The sequence below is a fragment of the Fictibacillus nanhaiensis genome, from assembly GCF_036213205.1.
Lineage (GTDB): Bacteria > Bacillota > Bacilli > Bacillales > Fictibacillaceae > Fictibacillus > Fictibacillus nanhaiensis_E.
This window is the reverse complement of the sequence record NZ_JARMFC010000020.1, coordinates 129,285-154,044: the sequence shown is the minus strand read 5'-3', so window position 1 is coordinate 154,044 and position 24,760 is coordinate 129,285. Positions and strand designations below refer to the sequence as shown.

The 24,760-nt window shown below is 37.6% G+C and carries 25 protein-coding genes and 1 other annotated feature; of the genes, 13 read left to right on the top strand and 12 right to left on the bottom strand.

The features are described from left to right. Nucleotides 1-31: 31 nt before the first annotated feature. On the bottom strand, nucleotides 32-880 hold the full coding sequence (locus P4V41_RS17950) for a DUF2785 domain-containing protein (RefSeq protein ID WP_328086559.1): 849 nt from the start codon (nucleotides 878-880) through the stop codon (nucleotides 32-34). Between the two features lie 182 nt (nucleotides 881-1,062). Here P4V41_RS17950 and P4V41_RS17945 point away from each other — a divergent pair, with 182 nt between their 5' ends. Together P4V41_RS17945 and P4V41_RS17940 are read left to right on the top strand one after the other, a co-directional pair. Beyond that, nucleotides 1,063-1,584: a DUF6843 domain-containing protein gene (locus P4V41_RS17945; protein WP_328086557.1), complete on the top strand. Its 522-nt coding sequence runs from the start codon at nucleotides 1,063-1,065 to the stop codon at nucleotides 1,582-1,584. Nucleotides 1,585-1,782: 198 nt separating this feature from the next. Beyond that, nucleotides 1,783-2,011: a binding site (T-box leader), on the top strand. Between the two features lie 81 nt (nucleotides 2,012-2,092). Further along, nucleotides 2,093-3,460, top strand: a complete 1,368-nt coding sequence (locus tag P4V41_RS17940; protein WP_328086555.1) for an amino acid permease — start codon at nucleotides 2,093-2,095, stop codon at nucleotides 3,458-3,460. 34 nt (nucleotides 3,461-3,494) lie between these two features. On the opposite strand, the gene P4V41_RS17935 is transcribed toward P4V41_RS17940, so the two are convergent. The 4 genes from P4V41_RS17935 to P4V41_RS17920 form a co-directional block, all read right to left on the bottom strand. After that, complete coding sequence (locus P4V41_RS17935) at nucleotides 3,495-4,391, bottom strand: DMT family transporter (RefSeq protein WP_328086553.1); 897 nt, start codon at nucleotides 4,389-4,391, stop codon at nucleotides 3,495-3,497. Further along, nucleotides 4,388-5,722 carry an opine metallophore biosynthesis dehydrogenase gene (locus P4V41_RS17930; RefSeq protein ID WP_328086551.1) on the bottom strand — a complete coding sequence of 445 codons (1,335 nt, stop codon included), beginning with the start codon at nucleotides 5,720-5,722 and terminating at the stop codon, nucleotides 4,388-4,390. Before P4V41_RS17930 ends, P4V41_RS17935 begins: the two co-directional genes overlap by 4 nt. Further along, nucleotides 5,710-6,510, bottom strand: coding sequence for a class I SAM-dependent methyltransferase (locus tag P4V41_RS17925; protein WP_328086550.1), 801 nt, complete (start codon nucleotides 6,508-6,510; stop codon nucleotides 5,710-5,712). Before P4V41_RS17925 ends, P4V41_RS17930 begins: the two co-directional genes overlap by 13 nt. Before the next feature lie 160 nt (nucleotides 6,511-6,670). Next, nucleotides 6,671-9,211: a glycoside hydrolase family 31 protein gene (locus tag P4V41_RS17920; protein WP_328086549.1), complete on the bottom strand. Its 2,541-nt coding sequence runs from the start codon at nucleotides 9,209-9,211 to the stop codon at nucleotides 6,671-6,673. Between the two features lie 295 nt (nucleotides 9,212-9,506). Here P4V41_RS17920 and P4V41_RS17915 point away from each other — a divergent pair, with 295 nt between their 5' ends. Next, nucleotides 9,507-10,175 carry a GNAT family N-acetyltransferase gene (locus P4V41_RS17915; protein ID WP_328086548.1) on the top strand — a complete coding sequence of 223 codons (669 nt, stop codon included), beginning with the start codon at nucleotides 9,507-9,509 and terminating at the stop codon, nucleotides 10,173-10,175. Between the two features lie 212 nt (nucleotides 10,176-10,387). On the opposite strand, the gene P4V41_RS17910 is transcribed toward P4V41_RS17915, so the two are convergent. Beyond that, nucleotides 10,388-11,110: an AAA family ATPase gene (locus P4V41_RS17910; protein ID WP_328086547.1), complete on the bottom strand. Its 723-nt coding sequence runs from the start codon at nucleotides 11,108-11,110 to the stop codon at nucleotides 10,388-10,390. A 318-nt stretch (nucleotides 11,111-11,428) separates the two neighbouring features. Here P4V41_RS17910 and P4V41_RS17905 point away from each other — a divergent pair, with 318 nt between their 5' ends. After that, nucleotides 11,429-12,895, top strand: coding sequence for an MDR family MFS transporter (locus P4V41_RS17905; RefSeq protein WP_328086546.1), 1,467 nt, complete (start codon nucleotides 11,429-11,431; stop codon nucleotides 12,893-12,895). A 183-nt stretch (nucleotides 12,896-13,078) separates the two neighbouring features. Further along, nucleotides 13,079-13,492, top strand: a complete 414-nt coding sequence (locus tag P4V41_RS17900; protein ID WP_328086545.1) for a MarR family transcriptional regulator — start codon at nucleotides 13,079-13,081, stop codon at nucleotides 13,490-13,492. A 4-nt stretch (nucleotides 13,493-13,496) separates the two neighbouring features. On the opposite strand, the gene P4V41_RS17895 is transcribed toward P4V41_RS17900, so the two are convergent. Further along, complete coding sequence (locus tag P4V41_RS17895) at nucleotides 13,497-14,243, bottom strand: hypothetical protein (RefSeq protein WP_328086544.1); 747 nt, start codon at nucleotides 14,241-14,243, stop codon at nucleotides 13,497-13,499. Between the two features lie 182 nt (nucleotides 14,244-14,425). On the opposite strand from P4V41_RS17895, the gene P4V41_RS17890 reads away from it, so the two are divergent. Then, nucleotides 14,426-15,211: a lipase family protein gene (locus P4V41_RS17890; RefSeq protein WP_328086543.1), complete on the top strand. Its 786-nt coding sequence runs from the start codon at nucleotides 14,426-14,428 to the stop codon at nucleotides 15,209-15,211. Between the two features lie 259 nt (nucleotides 15,212-15,470). Next, on the top strand, nucleotides 15,471-16,091 hold the full coding sequence (locus P4V41_RS17885; protein WP_328086542.1) for a cell wall hydrolase: 621 nt from the start codon (nucleotides 15,471-15,473) through the stop codon (nucleotides 16,089-16,091). Between the two features lie 223 nt (nucleotides 16,092-16,314). Here P4V41_RS17885 and P4V41_RS17880 read toward each other — a convergent pair whose 3' ends face one another. Next, complete coding sequence (locus tag P4V41_RS17880) at nucleotides 16,315-17,244, bottom strand: hypothetical protein (RefSeq protein WP_328086541.1); 930 nt, start codon at nucleotides 17,242-17,244, stop codon at nucleotides 16,315-16,317. A 201-nt stretch (nucleotides 17,245-17,445) separates the two neighbouring features. Between P4V41_RS17880 and P4V41_RS17875 the strand changes: the two genes are divergently transcribed. From P4V41_RS17875 to P4V41_RS17865, 3 genes are read left to right on the top strand one after another with little or no spacing between them, the layout of a single operon-like run. Then, nucleotides 17,446-17,871 carry a DMT family transporter gene (locus tag P4V41_RS17875; RefSeq protein ID WP_328086540.1) on the top strand — a complete coding sequence of 142 codons (426 nt, stop codon included), beginning with the start codon at nucleotides 17,446-17,448 and terminating at the stop codon, nucleotides 17,869-17,871. 29 nt (nucleotides 17,872-17,900) lie between these two features. Next, nucleotides 17,901-18,605 carry a Crp/Fnr family transcriptional regulator gene (locus P4V41_RS17870; RefSeq protein WP_328086538.1) on the top strand — a complete coding sequence of 235 codons (705 nt, stop codon included), beginning with the start codon at nucleotides 17,901-17,903 and terminating at the stop codon, nucleotides 18,603-18,605. 14 nt (nucleotides 18,606-18,619) lie between these two features. Next, entirely contained in the window at nucleotides 18,620-19,126 is a 507-nt protein-coding gene (locus P4V41_RS17865) for a DMT family transporter (RefSeq protein WP_328086537.1), read from the top strand. Nucleotides 19,127-19,384: 258 nt separating this feature from the next. Here P4V41_RS17865 and P4V41_RS17860 read toward each other — a convergent pair whose 3' ends face one another. Continuing rightward, nucleotides 19,385-20,038, bottom strand: coding sequence for a C40 family peptidase (locus P4V41_RS17860; RefSeq protein ID WP_328086536.1), 654 nt, complete (start codon nucleotides 20,036-20,038; stop codon nucleotides 19,385-19,387). A gap of 307 nt (nucleotides 20,039-20,345) precedes the next feature. Between P4V41_RS17860 and P4V41_RS17855 the strand changes: the two genes are divergently transcribed. Both P4V41_RS17855 and P4V41_RS17850 read left to right on the top strand, forming a co-directional pair. Continuing rightward, nucleotides 20,346-20,639, top strand: a complete 294-nt coding sequence (locus tag P4V41_RS17855) for a hypothetical protein (protein WP_328086535.1) — start codon at nucleotides 20,346-20,348, stop codon at nucleotides 20,637-20,639. A 73-nt stretch (nucleotides 20,640-20,712) separates the two neighbouring features. Beyond that, nucleotides 20,713-21,561 carry an oxidoreductase gene (locus P4V41_RS17850; RefSeq protein ID WP_328086534.1) on the top strand — a complete coding sequence of 283 codons (849 nt, stop codon included), beginning with the start codon at nucleotides 20,713-20,715 and terminating at the stop codon, nucleotides 21,559-21,561. Nucleotides 21,562-21,578: 17 nt separating this feature from the next. Here the strand turns inward: P4V41_RS17850 and P4V41_RS17845 are convergent, their stop codons facing one another. Then, the gene (locus P4V41_RS17845) at nucleotides 21,579-21,917 is read right to left on the bottom strand and encodes a MerR family transcriptional regulator (protein ID WP_328086533.1); all 339 of its coding nucleotides are present in this window, start codon (nucleotides 21,915-21,917) and stop codon (nucleotides 21,579-21,581) included. A gap of 387 nt (nucleotides 21,918-22,304) precedes the next feature. Here P4V41_RS17845 and P4V41_RS17840 point away from each other — a divergent pair, with 387 nt between their 5' ends. After that, nucleotides 22,305-23,099: a TIGR00266 family protein gene (locus P4V41_RS17840; protein WP_328086532.1), complete on the top strand. Its 795-nt coding sequence runs from the start codon at nucleotides 22,305-22,307 to the stop codon at nucleotides 23,097-23,099. Between the two features lie 80 nt (nucleotides 23,100-23,179). Here P4V41_RS17840 and P4V41_RS17835 read toward each other — a convergent pair whose 3' ends face one another. Beyond that, on the bottom strand, nucleotides 23,180-23,857 hold the full coding sequence (locus P4V41_RS17835) for a class F sortase (protein ID WP_328086531.1): 678 nt from the start codon (nucleotides 23,855-23,857) through the stop codon (nucleotides 23,180-23,182). Between the two features lie 2 nt (nucleotides 23,858-23,859). Further along, nucleotides 23,860-24,651, bottom strand: coding sequence for a DUF4397 domain-containing protein (locus P4V41_RS17830; RefSeq protein ID WP_328086530.1), 792 nt, complete (start codon nucleotides 24,649-24,651; stop codon nucleotides 23,860-23,862). Nucleotides 24,652-24,760: the final 109 nt, after the last annotated feature.

Genomic DNA, 24,760 nt, shown 5'->3' with positions numbered 1-24,760 from the left:
CTTAACTATAAGCCTGCCTCCTTTAGCTTTTTTAAATTTTTGATAAGCTTTTTCGAATTGTTTCCTGTAGAGAATCATATAGCGGATCATTACTAGCTCCTATGTAGAGGCTTTTTAATATGGAGTTACAGTTAGCCATAACGAACCAGTACTTTTCAGATGACAATTCTTCTTTTTGAGATTTTAAAAGGCTAGGAATACCTTCAACAAATAGCTTTAATTCTTCTAATCCAACCTCTTTTTTGAGCATTGCTAGAACAGCTATAACAACACGATCGTCTTCCCCGTGCACAAAAGCAGTCGGAGTTGTACAATATTTTTTCAAAAGAATTTCAACGATAGAAAAGTATTCCACTTCATCGATTTTTTCACTCTTAATCAGTTCATCGCACGTGTCTGCTACATGAGCAATACTGTGTGCCCAACCTTTTACTGGTACATATCCCCTAACATCCTGTTCTAATTCTATGTAGTTCTTGATTTCATTTTTCACTTCAGTAAGTGTTTCTTTTGGAAGAAAGTCCATATCATGATCTTTATTGATAATCACAGCTATTAATATTGTTGTGAAAGCACGTGTAAAAACAGAATCTGTCCCACTTTCGCCTATCCCTTTAAATAAAAGGTGCCGTACACTATAATCTAGGAGTTTGCTTAAAGTCTGAGGGTCGAGCTGATCATTAAGAATTGACCTATAAAACGATCGATAAACCATCTCTCGTAGATCACTATTAGGTGACCCAATATGCAGGATCATCGCATCTAAAACAACTTCCTGATCTACATCTTTCCATGTCTTCTCTTTGTCATTTATTGTAGTTAAGAGTGCTAGTAATTCAGTTCCTTTCACTATTGTGTTGCTCTGAAACAATGTCGTCATTATCTTTATCCCCCTTTTTCTATTCCTATCATTTCCATTATACAAAAAGAATGTATAAAACAGGTTTTCTTTTGGAAATATTTGTTTAACTCGTTACAATTCTGTGGAAAGCTTGTTAGTTGTTATTGGAATTTTGGATACAATGATACAATAAAGAAAATGAATCGAAAGAGTGAATGCAATTGAAAAAATATATGATCGTCGCCTTATCCATACTGTTTTTAGCAGGCTGTGGTTTTAATAAGCAAGAGACTACAAACAACATCTTTTTAATTCCAGAAGGATTTGAGGGCTCTATCTTTACGTTCTATAACATGCCAGACGAACCCGCCTTAAAAAAAGAAGATGATTACACAGTAATTCCTGTAAAAGAAAAGACTTTGGATGTGTTGAAAGATACGGAGATCAGTCAGTATGGTGTTTCATTCACCTCAACGAAGGACATGATCTATGGAGTTGTGAATGATAAATATTATTATGTTGATAAAAACGGCAAACGAAAAGAAATCAACGACCAGTGTATCAGTCTTGGATCAAACGGTGGTTTTTCAGGTAGAAACGGTGAAGATATTAAGTATTCCGTTATTCAAGTAACGTCTTCTAGTTGTGGTCCTTCTTTTAAAGAAAATGGAAGAAATGATTTTAATGCGCAAGTGAACCATGTAGGAAAATATTATTTTCAAAAGCTGGCTATAAAGAAATAAATTGCGGTGCTGGGGGAATACATAACCTCCTGCATCCTTTTTTTATCTTTGTTAAAAACAGCGTGAAATAACTTCATAAAGTGAATAAATGATAACGTTTCCATACCACCTTGAGTCATTTCATTTCAAATTTATGTGTTGACAAGCACGAGATCTAGCCTTTATAGTAATCCATATTATTCTGAATAATCATTTTTGATAAAAGCAACGAATGGGAGTAGTAAAAGTAATTTTGTAGTCTAGAGAGCTGCGGGTTGGTGGAACGCAGTCTATGAAATCTTTGAACTCGCCCTGGAGCAGCAAGACAAAAAGAACGCGTTCTCTATGTTTTGACGACTAACCTTCGTTAACAGGTTCTACAAGCAGGATTCTATGACGAATCAACAAGAGTGGTACCGCGGTCAGCCAAAGGCTTATCGTCTCTTTTCTCACAACTGAGATTAGAGATGATAAGCCTTTTTTTGTTATTTGTATTTAGAATTCACATCACTTAGGAGAGGTTATGAAGATGAAAAAAAGCACAGTGAACTTACAACGAACAATGACTTCTCGTCATATTATGATGATGGCTCTAGGAGGCAGTATCGGAGCCGGCCTTTTTAAAGGTAGTAGTGCCGCTATTGATACAGCAGGTCCTTCGGTTGTTCTAGCCTATTTAATCGGTGGAATCATCTTATTATTTGTGATGCAAGGATTAGCAGAGATGGCCGTTCAAAACAGTGGTGCCCGAACGTTTCGCGACCTTGTTCAATCTGTTTTAGGCATGTTTCCCGCTTATTTTCTAGATTGGATTTATTGGAAGATGTGGGTATTAAACATTGCAGCCGAAGCTATAGTGGCAGCGATTTTTCTTCAATATTGGTTCCCGGATACGCCAATATGGATGCTAGCCTTTTTGGTTTCAATCGCCGTTACGATCGTAAATCTGTTATCCGTTAAAATATTCGCTGAAACGGAATATTGGTTAGCACTTATTAAGATCAGTGTGATCGTCATTTTTATTCTTTCAGGTCTTTTGCTTTTATTTGTATCTTTTGGTGACCATGTTGCACCGAGTTTCACGAACTTAACAGATCATGGTGGATTTTTTCCGAACGGTTCAGCTGGTTTTATGACAGCTATGTTAGTCGTTATCTATTCGTATGGTGGAACGGAGATTATCGGTGTAACCTTAGCTGAAACGAAGAATCCAGAAAAAGTAGTTCCACAAGCTGTTCGCAGTACATTAACTCGAATCATAGCCTTTTATCTGTTTCCCTTCTTTATCATAGTTGGCTTAATTCCTTGGAACAAAGTAAACGGCGTGAATGAAAGTCCTTTTGTCATGGTGTTTCAGATGATCGGAATTCCTGGTGCAGATCATGTGATGAATGGTGTGATTCTGCTTGCAATTATCTCATCCATGAACTCAGGGTTATATGGTTCATCACGTGTGTTGTATACACAAGCTGTTGACGGTCGAGTTCCACAGATTTTCGCTCGACTTTCATCTAAGAAAGTTCCTTTTATCGCAATTCTGATGTGTACCGCTTCCCTATATGCTGGTGTACTGATTTCTATATTTGCAGGTGACAAAACCTTTAACTATCTTATGGGATCACTCGGGTACACTGTATTGTTCATATGGTTGATTATTGCCTTTGCTCATTTAAAATCAAGAAAAAAGAATGAACAACTATCTGGCTATTATGTAAAGTGGTTCCCTTATACAACATGGGTTGCCATTCTTTCCTTACTTGCTATTTTAGTCGGTATTGTATTCACCACATCGGTTATAATCACTATCGTAACCCTAGGCATTTATATACTGATAAGCGCAACTTATGTGTTTAGAAGAAAATCACTCAACACTGATCAAGAAAAGGTTGCAAGTTAACAAAAGAAAACGCTCTTAACCGAGCGTTTTCTCCTTACCTTTTAGCATGTGTATTCATTGCTACTTTATTTAATTTTAGTTTATCAACCTTTGCTTCAAGTGCGCGCCTACGTGATAAGAAGATGCATGAAGCAATAATTAACATTCCTCCTAGAATTGTTTGACCATCTGGAATCTCAGACCAAAACAAAAAGCCCCAAAAAGCGTTAAATACGATTCCAATGTAACGGGTAACCTCTACAACAATGACATTTTCATGTGTGAAAGCACTTGTCAAAAATAGCTGCCCTACTAAAGATACTACTCCTATACAGATCAGATAAAATAGCTCTAATGCTGACGGAATAACAAAATGGTTCCACATTAAAGGTATACTAACCAACGTTGCTGTAGCAAGAAAATAGAATACGATCTCATAAGCATGATGTCTGCTGCTTAAATAACGTATAGAAGTTGCTGCACAAGCTGCAAAAAACGCGCTTCCTACACCTATTAGCGCATACATGGAATAGGACGAGAACTCCTGTGGTTTAATCAGCATAAATGCCCCTACTAATACAACAGGCAGGATATATAGAAGCGTTTTTGTTAGCTTTTCTTTCAAAAATATTCCTGCTAATACTACAGCAAAAATGGGAGACAGATGAGCCAAAATACTCGCATCTGCTAAAGGGATTTTGGCGATTGTATAAAAATAAGCCAACAGATAGAGTGCTCCAAAGACTCCTCGAACCATAAGCATCGGTACACCTGTTTTTGAAAAGGCTACCTTTTTCTTTTTCATAATAATAAAGATAATAATTGTTCCTATTAAACTTCTAAAGAACACACTTTCTGAATAAGGGATATTTAAACTTACTGCCTTAACGAGTGCATTCATAATACTGAAAACAAAGGAAGACAAGATGGCGAGCCAAACACCGTTTTTCATAAACATTGCCTCTTTCTTTCCCTCATGATGTTTGTTACTTCTCGCAATGAGGATACTCTTCTAGCTTCAATCAATGACTCTGTTATTCCTAGCAAGGATTCAACCTTGTTACACTCTAATTCAAAGTCTTCAATAAGTCTCTTCATCTCAGGCATTGGAATATTTAAATTCTTTGCCAGCCCATAAATCACGATCAATTTTTGGTAATCTTCAAACGGTATTCTAGGTATTGACCACACTCCCTCTTGTTCTTCTTCTGCTTTTTTAAAGGGAACTGCAGAAAATTCAAAATATCTTCCTTCACGATCAGGAATTGAAAATGGGTCGATTAGAATAGAAGTATAGCGTATATAGAGCAGATACTCCTGTTTGACTTCCTCAAATTCTATAAAATTATCAATGTCATCTCTATGGATGGATTCTGGTGGAACTGGATAATTATCGTCATTTAAAAACTGTAATAAATTAATCGGTTTTGCTCCTAGATTATTCATTAATGCTGAAATTTCTTTCCAGAGCCGTACCATTGTTTTTATTCTTTGCTGCGTGATGGGACCTTCAGGATACAACTTATACATATACTTCTTACCTTTAGAATGAAGATTGAATATTTCATTTAGCGTAAATTCATTTAAAAAGAAGGCTGGATGCACATATGTGGTAATATTCCTGCATTCCGCATCGAGAGGATGATCCACCAATTCTACAGCAATCTTCATTGATTTTAGAAATTCTTTTAGGATATTTACCATACTGCTCTTACTTTTTGAAGAGCCCAAGTAAATTCGTTTTTTAAATGCTTTCGTATGAGCAGTGACTGCAGAATTAGCATGAAATTTAGTAGCAGCAAAATAAGTTGACATACTGATCACTTCAACTGTTTCTTTTGCCATCAAACTTTTTATTAAATCGTTTGAACCAATGTTTGGTGCTAGTAGGATTATGGTTCTTATTCGCTTAAAATCTGTAGTTTGAAGTGACATCAATACTTCTGCATAACTCGTACAGGGAGTTGCTAGAATAATAGTGTCCCATTCATCAGATATATTGGATACATCATTAAAAAAACAATCGATCTTTGCAGTTAATTCAGCCTCTTTACCTTGAATAGTCAGGCTAACTTCAAATTGATTATGAATCAGTTCTTTTTTTATACGTTCCGCATGTACACCAGGACGATTATACAACCCTATTCTTTCACTGAAGCCAGCATTGTATAGCTGGACAGCTGTCTGAATGGCAGCTGGGCCAGCGCCTGCAATTAGGATATTCCCTAAGTCACTTGGACTTCTTGTACTCACGATTTCCTCACTTCCTTCTAATCCATACATACATTTATTTTCTCTAAAACCATCGTGTCATAGATACCTTCTGTTACATTAACGGTCTGCAGTTCCCACTCTTTAGTTTGCTTCATTTCTAACGGATAGTTAAAGATTGATTTTAAACCGTTTCCGTATCGGAGTATAATTTTTGTATGAGGCTGTAATAAATCCTTAATTTCATTCAACACTTCTCGTTTGTTTCTGACTAGAGAAGCAATTAATACATGAGTTGTTCTTTTGGCAAAGTGCACGTCGTTTCGAACGGACTTTGAAAATCTTACCTTTTCTTGAAGGCCGGTGATCTCAGAAACTTTTCTGCCCATCTCAACCGCTTCTTCATCAATGTCTATACAATGAACTTCTGCATTCTTTTCACTCGCAATCGTAAGAGCGGAAATGGGGAACGCTCCCGAACCTATAAATAAAACCTTTGAGTTCTCGTTGATATGTAATTCATCTAATTCCTGTTTCACGGTTTGTGAAAGTGTAGTTATGTATTCACTTGCATTCAATTGATGGTTACATGTACGCAAACTCTGATATTTTTCCATCTCACAAAGTGCCTGTACGGAAGCTTCTCTGAGCTTTTCAGACAGTGACACAATATCCTTGTCTTCACCCCACTCTTGCCACCGGTTCAGGTTAGTAGGATCTGTCATAAAATGATGAAGACTATCCAGCTTTACTTTTAATAGCTCATAACACTCATCACATTCTTTGGCAAACTTTGAAAGTTCTTTGATCTCATACTCAGTGACTTTCAAAGATAGTAGTAATTGAAATCTCTCTTTCACTAGTACCTCCATACAACCATTTTTCAAATCGTAATAATTACGATTTGATTTTTATATACTATCATCACTTAATTAAATCTTCAATGGTAAATTTCTTACTTAAGAAAAGGCATTCGTGATCAAAAAAAACAGAGAGCACGATGCCCTCTGTTCTTGTTACTTACTTAATGATAACTTTCTTTCTTTCGTCTGCTGAAATGCTAACATATAAGTCTTTTGTTACTTTATCATAGAAAAATGTGTTTGTTTGTGCTTGTGCTTTTTCAAGCGAATCTACTGCTTTATACTTTTTTAAACCAGCTTGTACCAGTAATGGCTTTTTCGTATTGTTAATTTTTAATGTGTACTGCTTTAGCTTGGATTCTTTATAGTTTTGAGCTTGTTTACTTTGTTCAAACGTAATTACATTCAGGTTGCGCTTTACTTCAAAGTTAGTTTTGTTGAACTCACCATCTTTGTAGTCTTCTGTCTTTCCATCATCTTCAATGAACGAATACGATGCTTTTTTATCCAAGTACGTGTCTAAAACTAGGTTTGTTAATGGCTTTTCACCTGTGTACTGTTGAACGTCACGGTTCGGAATGATAGACTCGTCTTTTACAAAAATCGGTAAGTGGCCAAGTGGTGCTTCAACCGTAAGCGTTTGACCGCCTTTATACTCTTTGCCGGTCCAATAGTCTGTCCAGTTCACACCTGCAGGAAGATAAACACTTCTAGATGTCTTCCCTTGCTCAAGCACTGGTGCTAGCATCATAGAATCACCGAACATGTATTGATTGCTTATATCGTATGTTTTAGGATCATTTTGGAACTGATACACTAACGCTTGATGTACCGGCTTTCCACTCTCACTTGCCTCATTAAATTCATTATATAGGTATGGCAGCAATTGATAACGCATCTCGATGTATTTCTTGCTGATTTCTTCCACTTCTGGTCCGAATGACCATGGCTCTTGACCTTGTTTTATATCAGATTTTGCATCACTATCATAATGGATTCGTGCGAACGGGTAAAACATACCTACTTCAATCCAACGTGCATAAAGTTCTGCATCTGGTCTTTTTGCAAATCCACCAATATCTGTACCTGCAAAAGATACACCAGACATCCCTATGTTAGAGAGCATTGGAACAGACATCTGTAAATGTTCCCACGTGGAAACCGTATCTCCTGTCCATAATGCAGCCCAGCGCTGTGAACCAGCGTACATGTCGCGTGTTAAGACAAAAGGACGCTCATTCGGCTTATGTTTTTTGAAAGCTAGATCTGTAGCGTCTGCCTCATCATGGCCGTAAAGATTGTGATATTCCGTATGAAGGATCTTGTTATCTTCCGTTCCAAAATAGGCATCTAAAGGTAATGTGTGATGCATCTTATCACTATCTACAAATACGGCTGGTTCGTTCATATCGTTCCAGATTCCATCGATTCCTGCGTCGAACAATACATCATGATTGTTTGCCCACCAGTTACGCACTTCTGGTTTTGAGAAGTCAGGAAACGCTGAATCTCCAGGCCATACTGGACCAATAAAAGGTGTACCGTCAGCGTTTTTCGCCCAATAGTCGTTTGCTGTACCTTCTTGGAACATACGATAGTTCTCATCTTGTTTCACAGCTGGATCGTTAATCGCTACAGCATGGAAACCGTCCATTGCTTTTAGCTTTTGAAGTGCTTGTTTATATTCGGAATTCCAAGTGAACACTCGATATCCGTCCATATAATCGATATCGAAATGCATTGTATCTAAAGGAATCTTCTTTTCACGATATGTTTTTGCAACATTTACAATCTCATCTGCCTTGTATTCCCATTTGCTTTGATGAAGACCTAATGACCAGTTCGGAGGCGCTTGCATCTTACCAGTTAAGTCCGTGTATCTGTCAATAACATCTCCTACTTCAGGCCCATAAGCAAAGTAGTACGTCAGTTTTCCACCGTTCGCATAGAAGTAGTAGAAATCATCGGATTCACTTGCCATTTCATAATACGAACGGTGTGTATTATCAAAGAAAATTCCGTATGCCTTCTGATTCTTTAATCCAATAAAGAATGGTATGGCTGTGTAAATATATTTGGTGTCTTTATCATACGCATATGCATCTGTGTTCCATAGACCGATGCTGTCCCCACGTTTGTTTACATCTAGTCCAGATTGTTCCCCAAAACCATAGAAGTCTTCGTTCTTATCTGTTTTCTTAAATACATACGGCTTGCCATTTTCATAGCCAGATGTACCTTGATTCACATAATCTTCATTGATGACGTTACCTTTTTTATCAAGGAACTTAACACCAAATGGTTTCGTTTTGACTTCCACCGTAATTTCATCAGTTATGATTTGATAACGATCTCCACGCTTGTTAATCTTGTACTTTGGAGTCTTCCACTCTGATGCTTTTTTGGCAATTCCGCGTGATTCATATTCTTTTTCACCTTTTTTTAGCAAGGAAACTTTTACGAGATCTTTATCAAACACTCGGATAAATGCCTCATTCGTACCCAGGTCAAACTTAAGACCGTTTGGAAGTTCTTTAACTCCCTGAACAGAAAGCTTTTGAAGATTTTCTTTCGATAAAGGGGTGTCTGCTTCAGGCTGCGTAACAGCGTGAGCAGTCGGAGCTACTGCTGTTAAACTTACTACAGCGGCAAGGGAGATACTTGCTAAAACTCGTAGGGACTTTCGTGATGCGTTCATTGTTCACCTCATGTATGTTTTTGTTTGTAACGTAGCAACTATACGTGAGAAAAAAACGAATCGTCAACACTTGTATATACAGCATAAAAGATAGTAAGAATAACCTACCCACTAGAAATTTTCTACAATGAAAGCGGAAATCTTTAACTTTGAAAGCGATTTACTCCATATTTGAAATTAAACATATGGACCTAACTTTCACTTAACTATTTCAGGTATAAATAAATAGGTTTTAGAATAAATACGACTTTTCCTTGCATATAGTTGGGTTACAGCATCGGAGGGAGATTACTGCATGTATGATCAATTATTGCCGTTACAAAAGAGACACGTAAAACGAGCTAATGAGATACTAACCAATTCTTTTATTGATAATCCCATGTTCATCTACTTCTTTCCCGAGCCAAAAAAAAGAAGAAAAATTTTAATGATGACCTTTCCTATTGTCATTCAAGTTCTTCAGTCTAATGGTCGCCTGTATGTGACTTCTGATCAAGTGGAGGGGCTTTTTTGTGTGTCACATCATGGAGAGAAAACTAAGATGGGAAAATTGTTGGTCGCTGGGTTAACATGCGCAATTCGACTACCTCAATTCCTGATCCATGTGTCGCTGATTGAATTCATGAGGAAAGTAAGCCGGTTGCAGCCCGCCAACAGCATGTTAGCAAATTATAAAAAAAGATATAACCACTTTTTGATGGTAGATTCCGTTTGTGTGGATCCGAATCACCGGCACCAAGGTCATATGACAAAAATGATGAAAGCCGCTATGACAGAAACTAGGAAAAACAAGACATTTTGTTTGCTTCAAACCGAAACGATCCAAAATGTGAAGATCTATCAGCATTTAGGTTTTTCATTAGTTGAGGAGGTAACGAGCCAGCAGATTCCTTTCTCAACCTTTGTTATGATTTATGACCCTTATGAAACTACAGTTAACATGAAGAAAAACCAACCGGAATAAGTTGAACTGCACCCCAATTGTTAGACATCATTAACAATTGGAGATACAGTTCAATTGCATTCGGTTGGTTTATTATAAGGCTCTTCACTGAAGATCGTTGCTTATTCATTCTCTTCATTTACAAGTTGATTGGAGTGGAAGATGAGGGACTCCTAAGGGAAAAAGTTTGCGCAGACAGACATTTTAGAATTTCTCAGCATTTAATAGGGACCTTAATCGTCTTTTAGAAGCTCTGACAAAAACTTCTCTCTATTATTTAAAAAGTACTTGGTGACTTGAAAATGATCTGTAGATTCATAATCTACTTTTAATATCTTTCCATCATCAAAATTTATGATGTCCGCATTCGGATAACCTAACAAAATGGGAGAATGAGTAGCAATAATAAATTGCGTATCACCTTGAGCTGTAAGATCATGAATAATTTTTAAGAAAGTGAGCTGCCTTGAAGGTGAGAGAGCTGCTTCAGGCTCATCTAGTAAGTAAATTGCTTTTCCTTTAAAGCGATGTAAAAACAGAGACAGAAAAGATTCACCATGAGATTGTTTGTGAAGTGATCGACCTCCATAATCTCTAAATCCCGTATCATCTACATCTTCAAGATGGGTAGCAAAGCTATAGAACGATTCTGCGCGTAAAAAGAAACCGTTCGATACTTTAGGCATCCACGAAAGGCGAATATAATTGCCTAACTCTGATTCTGATGCATACACATCATACATATTATTGCGACCACCACCAGCTGTATTAAAATCGCATTTGTCTGCAATTGCTTCTAACAAGGTAGATTTCCCCGTGCCATTCTCTCCCACAAAAAAAGTTACGTTTTTTTTGAGATGTATCTCATCAAGTTTGCTAATTGCAGGAATAGAGAACGGATAAACTTTGATAGATTTAATTTCTTCACGCAATAGCTTAATTCTTTTTAAAAACATTAGCATCACCTATAAAAAGTATATCAAAACTAGACCACCTGTTCGCTGCTTCAAATGATAATTTGTCCGATACAGGTAGTTATCTATCCGATCTAGAGGATATTCTGTCCGTTCTAGTAAATAATCTGTCCAATCTAATCAATAATCTGTCCAATTATAACTCTCTCATCCTCCCTCCAACTTTACTACCTCAAAATAGCTAATCCTTCATTGACATGATAAACTAATTTCTTAGTTACACTCTTTTTCTATCAATCATTTAACTAAGTGAACTATTTAATAGATACAGCATGATGCGTACCGCTGGGGAGGACTTTTATGAGAAAACAAATTATGACCGCGTTATTGCTCGTTACTGTTTTGGCTGCGATGGAAGGTACGATTGTGAGTACTGCCATTCCGCGAATAACGAGCGATCTTTCCGGCATTGAACTAGTAAGCTGGGTATACGCAGTTTATATGCTTGCCACTGCGGTATCCACACCAATATACGGAAAGCTTGCGGATTTATTCGGTCGAAAAAAAGTGATTCTTGCAGGAATTATTCTATTTTTAATTGGTTCTGCTCTTTGCGGAATCGCCATGTCCATGGAGCAACTCATCTTCTATCGAGCTATTCAAGGTCTTGGTGCTGGTGCAGTTATGCCGATCACAATGACAATCATAGGAGATCTGTATGCTGAAGCAAAAGAAAGAGCGAAAGCACAAGGCTGGATCTCAGCCGTGTGGGGAGTTGCAGGTGTTTTAGGCCCTCTAGCAGGTGGATTTCTTGTTGACACGCTGTCATGGCGATATATTTTCTTCTTAAACATTCCGATCGGACTTCTTGCTTTTTTCATGCTCGCAACGAATTACAAAGAGAATCTTACAAAAGGTAAACCATACATTGATTATTGGGGAGCTGTTACATTTTCTCTTGGAACGATCGCTTTTCTATATGCACTTTTAACAGGAAGCCAAACTCAAGATTGGAGCAATCCTATTATTATTGGACTTTTTCTAACTGCGATTCTGCTTTATGTGCTGTTTGTTTATATTGAAAAAAGATCACCTGAACCACTCATCCCTCTTTCCCTTTTCACCAATAAGGGTGTATTGATCGTAAACTTACTCACGTTGATTTCTGGGGCTGTCGTCATTTGTATCACGATTTATTTACCGATATGGAGCCAAGGTGTGATGGGGAAAACGGCGACACAAGCCGGTTTTGTTCTAATGCCACTTCCTGTGATGTGGACACTAGGTTCACTCGTTGCGGGGAATTTAGTAGGGCGGGTAAAGGATAATTGGATTATTACTCTAGGTCTTAGCGTCGTTAGCACAGCCTCTCTGCTATTCTATCTGTTAGATGCTCATTCTCCAACGTACTTTATCTATGTAGCCTCAGGTGTTCTTGGGCTTGGCATGGGACTTATCACACCTATATACATGCTTATTATCCAAGCATCTGTACCATCCAACAAACGCGGAGTAGCTGTAGCATCCAATACATTTACAAACACATTCAGCCAAACACTCGGGTCTGCTGTATTCGGTACAATATTTAACCTAATCACGATCTCTAAGGCTGATAAGGTAGGACAAGACCTTGATCTCAATGCTTCTTTTGATCATGGTGGTGAACTACCAACTAGCCAATTGGGTCAACTTCAAGAGATCATTGCTTCTGGGGTTCATGCCATTTACGGAGTGACTCTCCTATTGACCCTTATGGGAATTGGCATCTCCTTTTTCCTTTTAAAAAACAGAAATAAAGAAGAAATTGAGTCTTCAAAGGTGAGCTAATTACCGACTGCCTAAAGAGATCATCCATTTATTTCAAATTGAACAACGTAAACACCTATGTTACAGTAGGCACATAAGTTAACCATGTTAAGGATTAAAGATCTATATTAAACAACTTCAATGAGACGGCACTTAATAAGAAGTGTCGTCTTTTCATTTACTTTAATACTTAGGAGAATGATAATGACTAACAATGACAACTTTGAGATAAATGAACTGATTAAATATGTGAATAATTTTAAAGAATCATTCCTTCATGATGAAAAACTAAATTATCTCCAAATCGAAACGATGATCTATCTGCTTGAAAACAGTACGCAAACAATTACAGAGTTAGCTGAAAAAATAGATACATCTCCCGCTTCAACTTCTACCCTTATTGATCGGCTAGCTAAAAAAGGAATGGTAGATCGGCAATATACAGAATCTGATAGAAGAAAAGTCTATGTATCTTTAACTGAGATTGGTTCACAAGAAATCACTAGGTTACTGGTTAAGAAAAACGAAATCATTTCCTCATCACTTTCACCTTTAACAGCTATAGAGAAGCTCACTTTTGCAAGTTTAAACGAACTTTTCAAAAAAATTAACGACTAACCTTTTACACCAACATCATTAGTACTGAAAAGCCCGTTAATCCAGTGATAAATGCTACAAAACTGCTTTTCTGATCCTCTGGAAGTTCTTCTTTTAGAACGTTTAATATGATACCTCCTGCTAGAAGAGCAACTAGTATAGATATGATGAGTTCATGAACGACTGTGATAACTCCAATTCCCCAGCCAATTAAAATTGCGACTGTAAGCAGCACTCTCCCGTACTTGTCATATTTTTGTTTGTGATCCTTCCTAAGACCATGATCATTTGCAACAAAGTGAATGCTCAATGCCAAAAAGAAGAAGAACATTCCCCATTTTGTCTCATACTCTTCTCTTATGAGCAAATAACCAATAACCGCATTGTAAAAAAAGAATGATGCCATATGTATCCAGAAGATACCTGAAGAAACAGCAATTTCTTCTGAGCTTGACTGTGCGTCTTGTTTCTTTTTTGAATTTTTTACTAACCGCTCTAGTCCATAAAAAAGTGCAAGGCCGAGCAACGCAATTAAATAAATATGGTCTTCCAAGTAGTGACCAATTCCATGGTTAAGCAGTTCTCCCACCTTTTGTTGATAGTGACTCAAATCGGGGAGAAGATGTAGGAAAACATAAGAAACAGCTACGCCACCTGAAAAAGATAAAAACTTATTTCGAGAAGATTCTTTTATAAAACTCAAGTATTTTGAGCTTAAATGAACTAGAGCGAATCCGATTACAAAAATTAAACTAAGGACAGTCTTTGTCATCTCCAAGCTCCTCTCTCTATTGATTCCTCACTTTCAACTAGTATGTATCCATCTCTCTGAACAATAAACAAGAACCTCCATTTTAAAGAAAAAATAATTAATTCTCTCAGTGTACATGTCTATACTTGTCCACCACTTACTTCATATACTATTAAATCGGATGAGCGAAGGATGTGATTTGTATGAAAAAAACAAAAGAGTTATTTATGTTTGATGGAGAAATGGCTCTGTTCTTGGCAGTGATGTCTTACAAAGCCTATATGGTTCATGAACTTTGTACGATTGAATTACCGACCGATTACAAGATGAAACGTGAGATTGTCTCAGAGTCAGGCGAATCTTTTGGATTTATTGCTGAGTCAGAGGATAACTTAGTGGTTGCTTTTCGGGGAACGAAGACCATGGATAATGTAAGTTCATACCTAGATGTTTCTCAGATTCCTTATACCTATGTATTAAATAGCGGTTTAACACACCGAGGAATCACTAGAATATACAGTACATTTCGAGATGCCATTTTAACAGATATCAAAATGCTCTATTCAGATGATAAAAAGCTGCTTATAACAGGTCATAGCCTTGGTGGCAGTCTAGCTGCTTTGTTTACTTTAGATGCAGCTGTGAACACAAATTTTCATAATCCTATTCTCTATAGTTTTGCAAGCTTACCAATCGCAGATGAAAATTTTACAAAAAGATTTTATGATGAAGTAAAAAACAGCATTCGCGTTGTGAATATTCACGATGCTATCTCAAATTGTATGACTCCTCTCTTTTTTAAGAATAAGCCCTTATTAAACCTCCCTATCGGACAAGAATACAAACTAAATTTTAAGAACAGGCGATATATCCAAAACCATAGAATCCTCTGTTATATTCACTTTTTAAGCAAACAATATCCAATTGAATATAAAGCACTTAACAACAAGTATCCAGATTTTTTCCCTGATACCTCTCTTTGTGAATGATTGATTCTATCCGTTTAACACAGTGTTAAATGGGTTTATTTTTATGTAAGTATAGATTCTTAACCAATTTATTTGTATACCCCTTACCTTTTAAATAAAACGTATTTAATTTAGAGTTAGTCATTTTGTAACATGAATTGTCATTTTCCCCTACTTTTGAAGTACATGCACTCCTCATAAAAAATAGAGAATGCGCTTCATGTCTAATTCATCCTTTATTGATAATATATAGAAATCACTAAGGGAAGGGTGTTTGACAATGAAAAATCTATTAAGCAAGTTGGTACTCGTTTTAGTGGTAGTGACGTTTCTATTCATTCCGACTAATGTTCAAGCGCATGGACTATTAACTGAAGGAAGTCAAAGCTATGAGGTCGCCATCCTACAAGAAAAATTAAAAGCACTTGGTATATTCTATGGACCTGTTACTGGATATTATGGCCCTATTACAAAACGAGCTGTTGCTAACTTTCAGTATGAGACAAATCTTTCATCAGATGGCGTCGCTGGTCCTGCTACGTTTTTAATGTTACAAGATGTAGAACAAATGGCTCGCGTTGTCCACGGTGAGGCACGAGGTGAATCCTACATAGGCAAAGTTTCCGTAGCCGCTGTTATCTTAAATCGCTTAGATGACCCTGCATTCCCGAAAAATGTGAGTGATGTTATTCATCAGACGAACGCATTTACTGCCGTTCATGATGGGCAATATCACTTAAAGCCTTCTAGCTATGCATATCGAGCAGTGCTTGACGCGATAAAAGGTTGGGACCCCACTTACGGATCCGTTTATTATTACAACCCTGAACTTGCAACAGACACGTGGATCTTTTCAAGAGCTTCCGTTACGAAGATCGGCAACCATCTGTTTGCAAAATAAATTTTGCTTGATGGAGTGAGGAAGCGGTTTTGTCGAAAGTTGTTTAAATTTTTTTATCCGTGAAATTAATAATAATTACCGTGAATATAATCTGAATTACCGTGAAATTATTTACCATGTTTATTCAGGACGAACAATTTTTATGTGTTTGTCCACCTTAGCTTTACAAAACATACAAAAAGGTGTGCCCTCATCTGCGAAGGCACACCTTTTTTACTTTCATTTATTGAAATGTTTTACTTACGTGCATGAATTCACGGTAACCCGAACGTGTCAGGTGATAGGTGTCATCTAATAATCCGTCTCTTATTAAGGATTTTAGCGTTTCTTCCGGAATAACATCAATCACTTGATCCATACGCTGATTTAAGTCTTCAAGAGACGCATTCTTGAGAGTGACTGGGTTCATCATACGAACAATTCCTTCGATTCGTGAATCTCTTTTTTGGAAGAATTGCGGTGTTTTCTTGAACACATTTTGAATACGATCTTTAAACTGATTCAATTCTTGTTTTGTGTTGAAGCTTTCTGTTTCTTTTTCTCTGATCTTCTCGTTAAAGTATGTCATTTCTTCCTTGCTTAACTGTGCACGAGAGAACAGTTCGTTATAGATCTGTGTTTTATCCATCTCGATCTTGGCTAATTCTTCTTCTTTAATTCGTTGCGTTTCCCAAATCTCTTCTTCATCAATTACTTCTTCTTTTGCTTCTTGTTCTTTTACTTCTTGTTCTTTTTCATCCTCTTTAATCACTTCATCTTTTTCCACTTCAGAAACAGGAGCTTCGTTCACTTCTTCCTTTTCCTCAAACAGCTCTAATTGCTCTTGATCTGGCTCATCTGCTACTAAAGCTACTGACGAGGCTGTTTCATAAGTCTGAACAGCTCTCTCTTTAGAAGTGAAAGACTCAATCATCTTCTCTAACTTGCTGACCTTATTAAAATAAATAAGTGAAATCGTTATTGCGAACAACGAACTAAATACGGAAATGAAATCTGAAAAGCGGAATATGAATGGTGCCGTCGCAATTTTATAAAAGATCAATAAAGCAAATGCACCGATGATGATAATCTTAAGCCAGCTTTCGCGATTCTTAAATTCTGCTGATTGTTCATTGCTTTTATTATTATTTGATAAATTTTTTAGTCGTTTCATATTCTTACCTCTTTCATAGAGATTGTCGTGCAGCTTTTTATTTTAAACGAAATATGTAAAAGTGGAAAGGAAAAGGAACATTTCATCATGTAATTATCATGTGCTTAACATACATTTTATAGTTTTGGGACATATGTCCTTCCCAACATATCCACTTCTATTCTTTAATAGTTATAGAATTTTTTATTGGGAAGTGATGAATTGAAAGGAATAGTGTTTGCTTTTTTGGCCGGCGCTTTTATTACTCTGCAAGGCGTAGCGAATGCACGGATCAGCCAGGATATTGGCTCATGGCAGGCTGCCACGATTACTCAATTGACTGGTTTTATCGCAGCCATCCTGATTGTTTTGATCGTAAAAGACCAAAAATGGAAAGAATTTAAGAAAGTACGACCGATTTATTTAACTGGCGGATCATTTGCTGCAGTCGTCATCTATGGAAATATTTATGGCATCCACTCTATAGGCGTGACATTAACGATCGCGGTAATCTTGATCTCACAGCTAGCGATCACATTCTTAATAGATGGCAAAGGCTGGTTTGGTGTAATGAAGAAAGAAATGAAGCTTCCCCAATTTATTGGAATTGCGATGATGGTTGCGGGAGTTGTTATTTTGAAATTTTAAGAGAAGCATGAGATGAGGTGATTTGAACAATGAGAGAAATTCACGACCCAGAGTTGCTTCAGCACTATATGGAGACTTTTGAAATCAAACCTATTTTAAATGATGCTCTTCTGCCTTATTTAACTTTATATAGCTATGATCATGGTGAATTGATCTGTACACAAGGTGATCCTTATAACCATCTATACTTGTTAGTAAAAGGTAAACTGAAGATTTTCAACACTTCACCTGAAGGTAGAACACTCATTCTTTCATTTAAAACACCTCTAGATGTTGTAGGTGATATTGAATATGTGCAAGGAACTGACTTTATTAATACGGTTGAAGCGGTCTCTGAAGTTCATATGATTGCAATCCACCACCGCTGGTTGAAAAAATTCGCGAGCGATCATACTCCGCTCTTAAAGTTTCTGCTGAATGTGATCACCAAAAAATTTTATGTGAAATCAAGCTCATTAAGCTTTAATCTTCTGTATCCGGTTGAAGTTCGTTTTGCGAGCTACCTTTTGTCGGTATGTTTTGACGAAGGAGATGCTTTGTATAGGGGTCAACTTAGCACGAGTCATCTTATAGATGCAGCTAACCTGATCGGAACGAGCTATCGCCACTTGAACCGTGTTATCCAACAACTTTCTAAAGAAGGGCTCGTGGAAAGACATAAAGGATTTATTGAAGTAAAGAATCGAGAAGGTTTAAGCGAACTAGCCAACCATCGAAATATTTATGAAAAATAGAAAGGAGCTATTAAATGCTTATCGGGTTACTCTTTGCCATTATTGCAGGTGTACTTGTTGGTCTGCAAAATATTTTTAATACGAGAGTCAATGATCATGCCGGAACATGGTCGACTACAGCCCTTGTGCTAGGCTTGGGCTTCCTCGCTTCCATGACACTAGGTGTTGTTTTTGAAGGGAAAGATTTGTTCGTGCTGAAGAACATGGAGACATGGTTCTGGTTCAGCGGATTGATCGGTGTCGGGGTTGTAGTTTGTTTAGTTCAAGGTACACGACTGCTCGGTCCAACATTTGCGATTTCTATCGTACTAACGTCACAGCTAGGTTCTGCACTCATGTGGGATTCACTCGGTTTGTTCGGTCTAGAAAAAATACCGTTTACCTCTCAGCAACTATTAGGCGTGCTCATCATAATCGGTGGCGTTATCGTGTTTAAGTTTGGTGGAAGTCGCGCGGAACAACGTAAAGTCACAACGGTCGTTAAGCATAAGCTTAATCAAAACGCATCTGTAGAGAGATGATTCACGTTTTTCTACCGTGATCATCTTTTTTTTATGCGTTTCTAATTCTATTACGGTACGTGATATTATATTTATTACACGTTCGCCGGAAAAGTGATCTTTTTCACCTGTAACTCATTAATGACCACCCTTTAGTGACCAAGTTCAACCTGCAACAAAGTGATTAACACCTGAGTTTCACCCACGTTCACCTCTAACGCTTCTCCATCAAAGAGAAAACGCCCACTTGAAGTGGACGTTTTCACATTCTCTTATAATTTATTTGTAACTTTTTGCTCCAATATAGCTTTCTGACCAATAAGAGCTATTAAGTTCAGATGTTGTTACGCCTTTTGAAGAAGAAGCATGTACGAACTGGTCGTTGCCAATATATACTCCAGCATGGCTTGGTCCGTCACCTTCTAAATTAAAGAATACGATATCGCCTACTGCTGGTGAATCAACCTTTGTTCCTTCTGCATATATATCATCGACTGTACGAGGTAACTCAACATTTTCTGCTTCGTCAAAGATATATTTTAAGTATCCGCTGCAATCAAAACCATTAGGTGACGCTCCACCCCATTGATAAGCAGTTCCTTCGTATTTCTTAGCTACATAAACAATTGAAGAATCACTTTCTGAAGCATCAATTCCTAGTGCTTTAAATGTTTCATCACCTGCTATGCCATCAACCGTGATGCCTTTATCTGCTTGGAATTTCTTTACCGCATCTGTTGTATAGTCACCATAATAATCCGTTGTTTTGCTATATGAAAAATATCCTTTTTTGTCTAACGTTTGTTGGAGGTCTTGTACATCTGAATGCTGCGTCTCAGGTTCCAGCGTTTGATCTCCAAGAGCGGCTTCACCCACTATCGGATTGAACGCCACGACACCTGCTATTGCTAATCCTGCTGCTGCTTTTTTCAAAGTAACATCTCCTTTTCTTATTTAATCTGACCTGTCCCATACTAACAGGCAGAGATGACAAAGACATTGTGAGGGAGTTACAGCGGCTTAACAATTTTCTGCAGAATGTATGAGAAATTACATATTGTAATATTGGAAAACATTTGAATATGAGTTGGATTTGAAGTTATACAATCGTAACTATATTGAAGAAAAACACAAAAATAAGCTTAACAAATTTTTGCACAATGTGGACAAATAGAAGGAAAGATTAGCCGTATTCTGTATAGAGTATATAAAGGGCAAAAAAGGGTAAGGAGGCATCTATTTGGAGTTCCCGTTCATTCTTACTAACTTTTGGGATGCATTGATTGCTATACCCGCCATCATTATCATGATAGAAATCCTCAAGATCTTCTTTCCTTACGTCTCTGCTTGGATACCAACGATCGCCTGCATGCTAGGCTTAATCATATCTGTTTTAATTGCGCACCCTCATAGTCTTTGGACTGGAATCGTAATGGGAATCATCTATGGAGTAGCTGCGGTTGGATCATACTCAGGATTTGTTTTTGTCATTTACAACTATCGAGATAAAAAGCCTCACAATCCTTATAAATAGTTGATTGCTTAGAAAAGTTCGTTTACGTTTAGTACATAACTTAACGAACTTTTTTTATCATGAGGAGAATGAAATGAACAGAAAAACAGCCATTGTGACCGGCACTTCTAGCGGATTCGGCATGCATTGTGCAGTCGAACTTGCGATGGCCGGTTTCAATGTAGTGAGTACGATGCGTAATGTCGATCGTGCAGAAGCTTTATTAAAGTTGGCAACCGAACATATGGTAAGTGACCATATTCATCTCTGCGCTCTGGATGTGACGTCAAGTGAATCTATTCATGATTTTAAAGACTTCATAAAAGAGTTTCCTAGTATTGATGTTTTAGTGAATAACGCGGGATTTGCACTTGGGGGTTTTTCAGAGGAACTATCGATTGATGAATATCGCATGCAGTTCGAGACGAATGTATTTGGGGTTATCGCAATTACACAATCCGTCCTCCCCTTCATGCGTAAAAACAAACGAGGACGCATCATTAATATGAGCAGTATCTCTGGAAAATTCGGCTTTCCTGGGCTGTCCCCATACACGGCATCAAAGCACGCGTTAGAAGGATACAGTGAAAGTTTGCGTTTGGAGCTGCGACCGTTCGGTATAGATGTGGTTCTCATTGAACCTGGATCTTATCAGACAAACATCTGGTCTTCGATCGATAACATGACCATCAATTCTAGATCTCCATATCATTTTTATTTGAAAGCTTTGATAAAAAACATGGAAAGCAGCAAAAAAAATCATGGAGATCCCGTCGATGTAGCGAAGCTTGTAACGAAACTAGCTGTCTCCCCAAAAACTCCTAAACTGCGGTATCCGATTGGTAAAGGTGTGAGACTAACGTTATGGCTGAAATTAATCGTCCCATGGAAGACGTTAGAAAGAGTTATAACAATGAAATTAGTAGGAAACAAAAAGAGGTAGTCTTTCCGACTGCCTTTTTATAATGATTTATTATGGTCTTTATTAAAATGTGCATTGAATTGCCCACGGAGCATTTCTTTTAGCACACTCTTTTCTGCCTGTGTTTCTTTCTCCTTTTTCATCTCTGTTCTAATTTCATTTGTTTGTACTCCGTCTTCTCGTTTGTTTGCAATCTCAACTAGCTTTTCAATATCACTAAATGAATATTTCCGTGTACCTTTTTCAGTACGCTCTGGAAAGATCAATTTTCTTTCCTCATAATAACGAATCTGTCTGAATGACAACCCTGTTAACTCACTTACAATACCTATTGAAATAACCTTCTTATCTTTATATGGTGTATTTTCAAAAGACATATAGAAGCCACTCCTTCGCCCTGCCCCCTCTCTTTACTATATCTCAATGAACCTTCCATTCAACAAATCTGTTAGATTATCTCACTAACGTTTTATTTCCTTCAAGGAACCTTGATATATTTTCTAACAGGTTTTATACCCGATTTGAAACCAAAAGACTTTAGATGCGTAAATACTTTTGCATTCTATTCGAGAAACCTGAAGGAGCCTCTTTTATGAAGAGAAGATGATTGCTGATTATGAAGATAGGAAAATAAAAACCAACAATTGTATAAGGTAGAATTAAACAAAGCCTATGAAACCATTCAATTATACAAAAATGGTACATCTTCAAACTTAGAAATGGTCTCTGAAAACACAGATTAAACATTATTGGAGGAATTGAACATGAACAACCACGAGATCGATTATAAAATTTATGGCGATGATATGCAGTTCGTTGAAGTAGAATTAGATCCAAAAGAAACCGTGATTGCTGAAGCTGGTGCACTGATGATGATGGAAGACGGCATCGAAATGGAAACCATCTTTGGTGACGGTTCAGGTTCATCAAGCGGAAGCGGTTTAATGGGTAAACTCTTTAATGCCGGTAAGCGTGTTCTGACAGGTGAGAGTCTGTTCATGACGACATTTACGAATGAAGAGCGCGGAAAGAAACACGTTTCATTTGCTTCACCATACCCAGGGAAAATCATTCCAATGGACTTAAGTGAGCTTGGCGGTAAAGTGATCTGCCAAAAAGATGCGTTTCTAGCCGCTGCGAAAGGTGTAACAGTCGGAATAGAATTTCAACGTAAAATTGGTGCAGGCTTCTTTGGTGGTGAAGGCTTTATCATGCAGAAGCTTGAAGGCGATGGGATGGCATTCGTTCATGCTGGTGGAACCATTCATAAAAGAGAATTGGCTCCTGGCGAAGTACTGCGTGTAGATACTGGGTGCTTGGTCGCGATGACTAGCGGTGTGGATTACAATATTGAAATGGTAAAAGGCGTGAAAACAGCTTTATTTGGCGGTGAGGGCTTATTCTTTGCCACATTGAGAGGACCAGGAACAGTTTGGATTCAATCGCTTCCGTTCAGCCGTTTAGCAAGTCGTGTGTTTGCTGCAGCTCCTCATAGAGGCGGATCGAGCGATGAGGGTAGCATAGCTAAAGGCGTGTTCGGCATGTTGAATGGAGATTGATTAAGAAAATGATCGTTAAACAGTTGTTATAGTTTTAAAAAAAGAGCAGAATCATCTTCAGTAGATGGTTTCTGCTCTTTTTATAGTTTGATTCGTTTTGCATAAACGACCAACCGTTTCTCATGTTCATTGTTTTTCCTATTATATACACCTGTACAAGTAATAAGGTTCAACCTAGGGTGCTGACCAGGTCCAAATATCACACGTAAAGGTGCCTCTTCTTTTTTATAGGCAACAACCTTCTCCACTTGAAAAGAAACTTTTTCATTCTCTTTTCCATAAACGTGAATGAGATCACCTGCTTTTAAGTTCTTTAAATAAAAAAATACAGCAGGTCCCCTATAATCATCAACGTGGCCAGCTATAACCGCATTTCCATTTGCCCCTGGTTTAGCACCCAACTCATACCAACCAACATCTTCTCCGTTATTTGGTACTTCCATCTGTCCGTTTTTGTTTAGTCCCTGTCCGTTTACAGTAGCACTAACTTTTAAAGCTGGAATCTCTATTTTTGTTGGAACAATACCAATGGACTCAGTCTCATTTTCCCTATCTTTTTTTGCATCCTCGTTATTCATTTTCATCATAGACTCGGATTGTTGAGCTGATTTTGTATTTGTTTCTTCTTGTTCTTTTTGTGATGAAACTAGAATCTCGTTCTGACTATACTTTTGTTTCTTATCACTTTCATAATTATATCCTGCTGAGCAACTGCTCAGCAGGAATATGGTTGTCAATAAGGTTATTTGTTTTTTCATCTTTATTGAGCTGTACGTTTGCGATATAGGACAATCGCTAATGCTCCCAATCCAGCCGATGCTGCGATTATTCCTGCTGAATAGTTTGCTGATGACTCTTCAGATGCTCCACCCATTCCTGTTTTAGGCATTTCTGATGGCATTACCATTGAGTCTTGGAGAACTAATACTTCAAGTTTATCAGCAGTATTAATTGCATACACGCTGTATACCATATTTGCTTCAAGCTTTGTTCCTGAAAGATCAAGCACTTGTGTACCGTCAGGAGTACGTATTTCTAAATCATATGTGTTTGGATCTAATTCTTTATAATCTGTGAATGCTTTGAATGAAGCTCCACTAAACAAAGCATCACCACCAATTAAACCAATATCCACTGTCGGGGCATCAGGAGAAAGATGCCCGATACGCACTTTTGCTTTTCCTTCAGTAGCTTGCATGGAGTCTTCTGCTACTACCAACTCAACCATTTCTAACATGTTTGCCGCAGCTACCGTATAAGCTTTACCTGCCTCTACCGTTAAGCTTTGTGAAATGACTGCATTATCTTTTGTTCCTGCTGCAAAGACTTCAACTTTATGTTCACCAGCTGGCAATGGCATATAATCTGTGGCTGCTTTGAATTCAGCTCCTTCAACTACTGGTTTTCCATCTACGTAGACATCAACTGCAGGTGCATTAGGTGAAGCATGTACAATACGTACCATCGCATCATTAGATTCAGCGAAAACCCCCGTTGCCACCAAAGCAAACATCATGATTGCAGCAAGTGCAGATCCAAAAAACTTTTTCATTTCATCTCTCCTCACAAATGGTATACAAACGAATGCACAATAATTGTAATGCGTTTGTATAAGTTATGTACCACTTAAACTTTAAACTTAAACCATATTTTTAAAATAT

Coding starts and splice junctions, on each gene's coding strand:
- P4V41_RS17935 (WP_328086553.1), bottom strand. CDS start 4,391: ATGAAAAACGGTGTTTGGCTCGCCATCTTGTCTTCCTTTGTTTTCAGT.
- P4V41_RS17865 (WP_328086537.1), top strand. CDS start 18,620: ATGCTTATCGGGTTACTCTTTGCCATTATTGCAGGTGTACTTGTTGGT.
- P4V41_RS17885 (WP_328086542.1), top strand. CDS start 15,471: ATGAAAAATCTATTAAGCAAGTTGGTACTCGTTTTAGTGGTAGTGACG.
- P4V41_RS17950 (WP_328086559.1), bottom strand. CDS start 880: ATGACGACATTGTTTCAGAGCAACACAATAGTGAAAGGAACTGAATTA.
- P4V41_RS17910 (WP_328086547.1), bottom strand. CDS start 11,110: ATGTTTTTAAAAAGAATTAAGCTATTGCGTGAAGAAATTAAATCTATC.
- P4V41_RS17920 (WP_328086549.1), bottom strand. CDS start 9,211: ATGAACGCATCACGAAAGTCCCTACGAGTTTTAGCAAGTATCTCCCTT.
- P4V41_RS17940 (WP_328086555.1), top strand. CDS start 2,093: ATGAAAAAAAGCACAGTGAACTTACAACGAACAATGACTTCTCGTCAT.
- P4V41_RS17880 (WP_328086541.1), bottom strand. CDS start 17,244: ATGAAACGACTAAAAAATTTATCAAATAATAATAAAAGCAATGAACAA.
- P4V41_RS17850 (WP_328086534.1), top strand. CDS start 20,713: ATGAACAGAAAAACAGCCATTGTGACCGGCACTTCTAGCGGATTCGGC.
- P4V41_RS17890 (WP_328086543.1), top strand. CDS start 14,426: ATGAAAAAAACAAAAGAGTTATTTATGTTTGATGGAGAAATGGCTCTG.
- P4V41_RS17900 (WP_328086545.1), top strand. CDS start 13,079: ATGACTAACAATGACAACTTTGAGATAAATGAACTGATTAAATATGTG.
- P4V41_RS17845 (WP_328086533.1), bottom strand. CDS start 21,917: ATGTCTTTTGAAAATACACCATATAAAGATAAGAAGGTTATTTCAATA.
- P4V41_RS17930 (WP_328086551.1), bottom strand. CDS start 5,722: ATGTATGGATTAGAAGGAAGTGAGGAAATCGTGAGTACAAGAAGTCCA.
- P4V41_RS17870 (WP_328086538.1), top strand. CDS start 17,901: ATGAGAGAAATTCACGACCCAGAGTTGCTTCAGCACTATATGGAGACT.
- P4V41_RS17905 (WP_328086546.1), top strand. CDS start 11,429: ATGAGAAAACAAATTATGACCGCGTTATTGCTCGTTACTGTTTTGGCT.
- P4V41_RS17895 (WP_328086544.1), bottom strand. CDS start 14,243: ATGACAAAGACTGTCCTTAGTTTAATTTTTGTAATCGGATTCGCTCTA.
- P4V41_RS17835 (WP_328086531.1), bottom strand. CDS start 23,857: ATGAAAAAACAAATAACCTTATTGACAACCATATTCCTGCTGAGCAGT.
- P4V41_RS17830 (WP_328086530.1), bottom strand. CDS start 24,651: ATGAAAAAGTTTTTTGGATCTGCACTTGCTGCAATCATGATGTTTGCT.
- P4V41_RS17915 (WP_328086548.1), top strand. CDS start 9,507: ATGTATGATCAATTATTGCCGTTACAAAAGAGACACGTAAAACGAGCT.
- P4V41_RS17840 (WP_328086532.1), top strand. CDS start 22,305: ATGAACAACCACGAGATCGATTATAAAATTTATGGCGATGATATGCAG.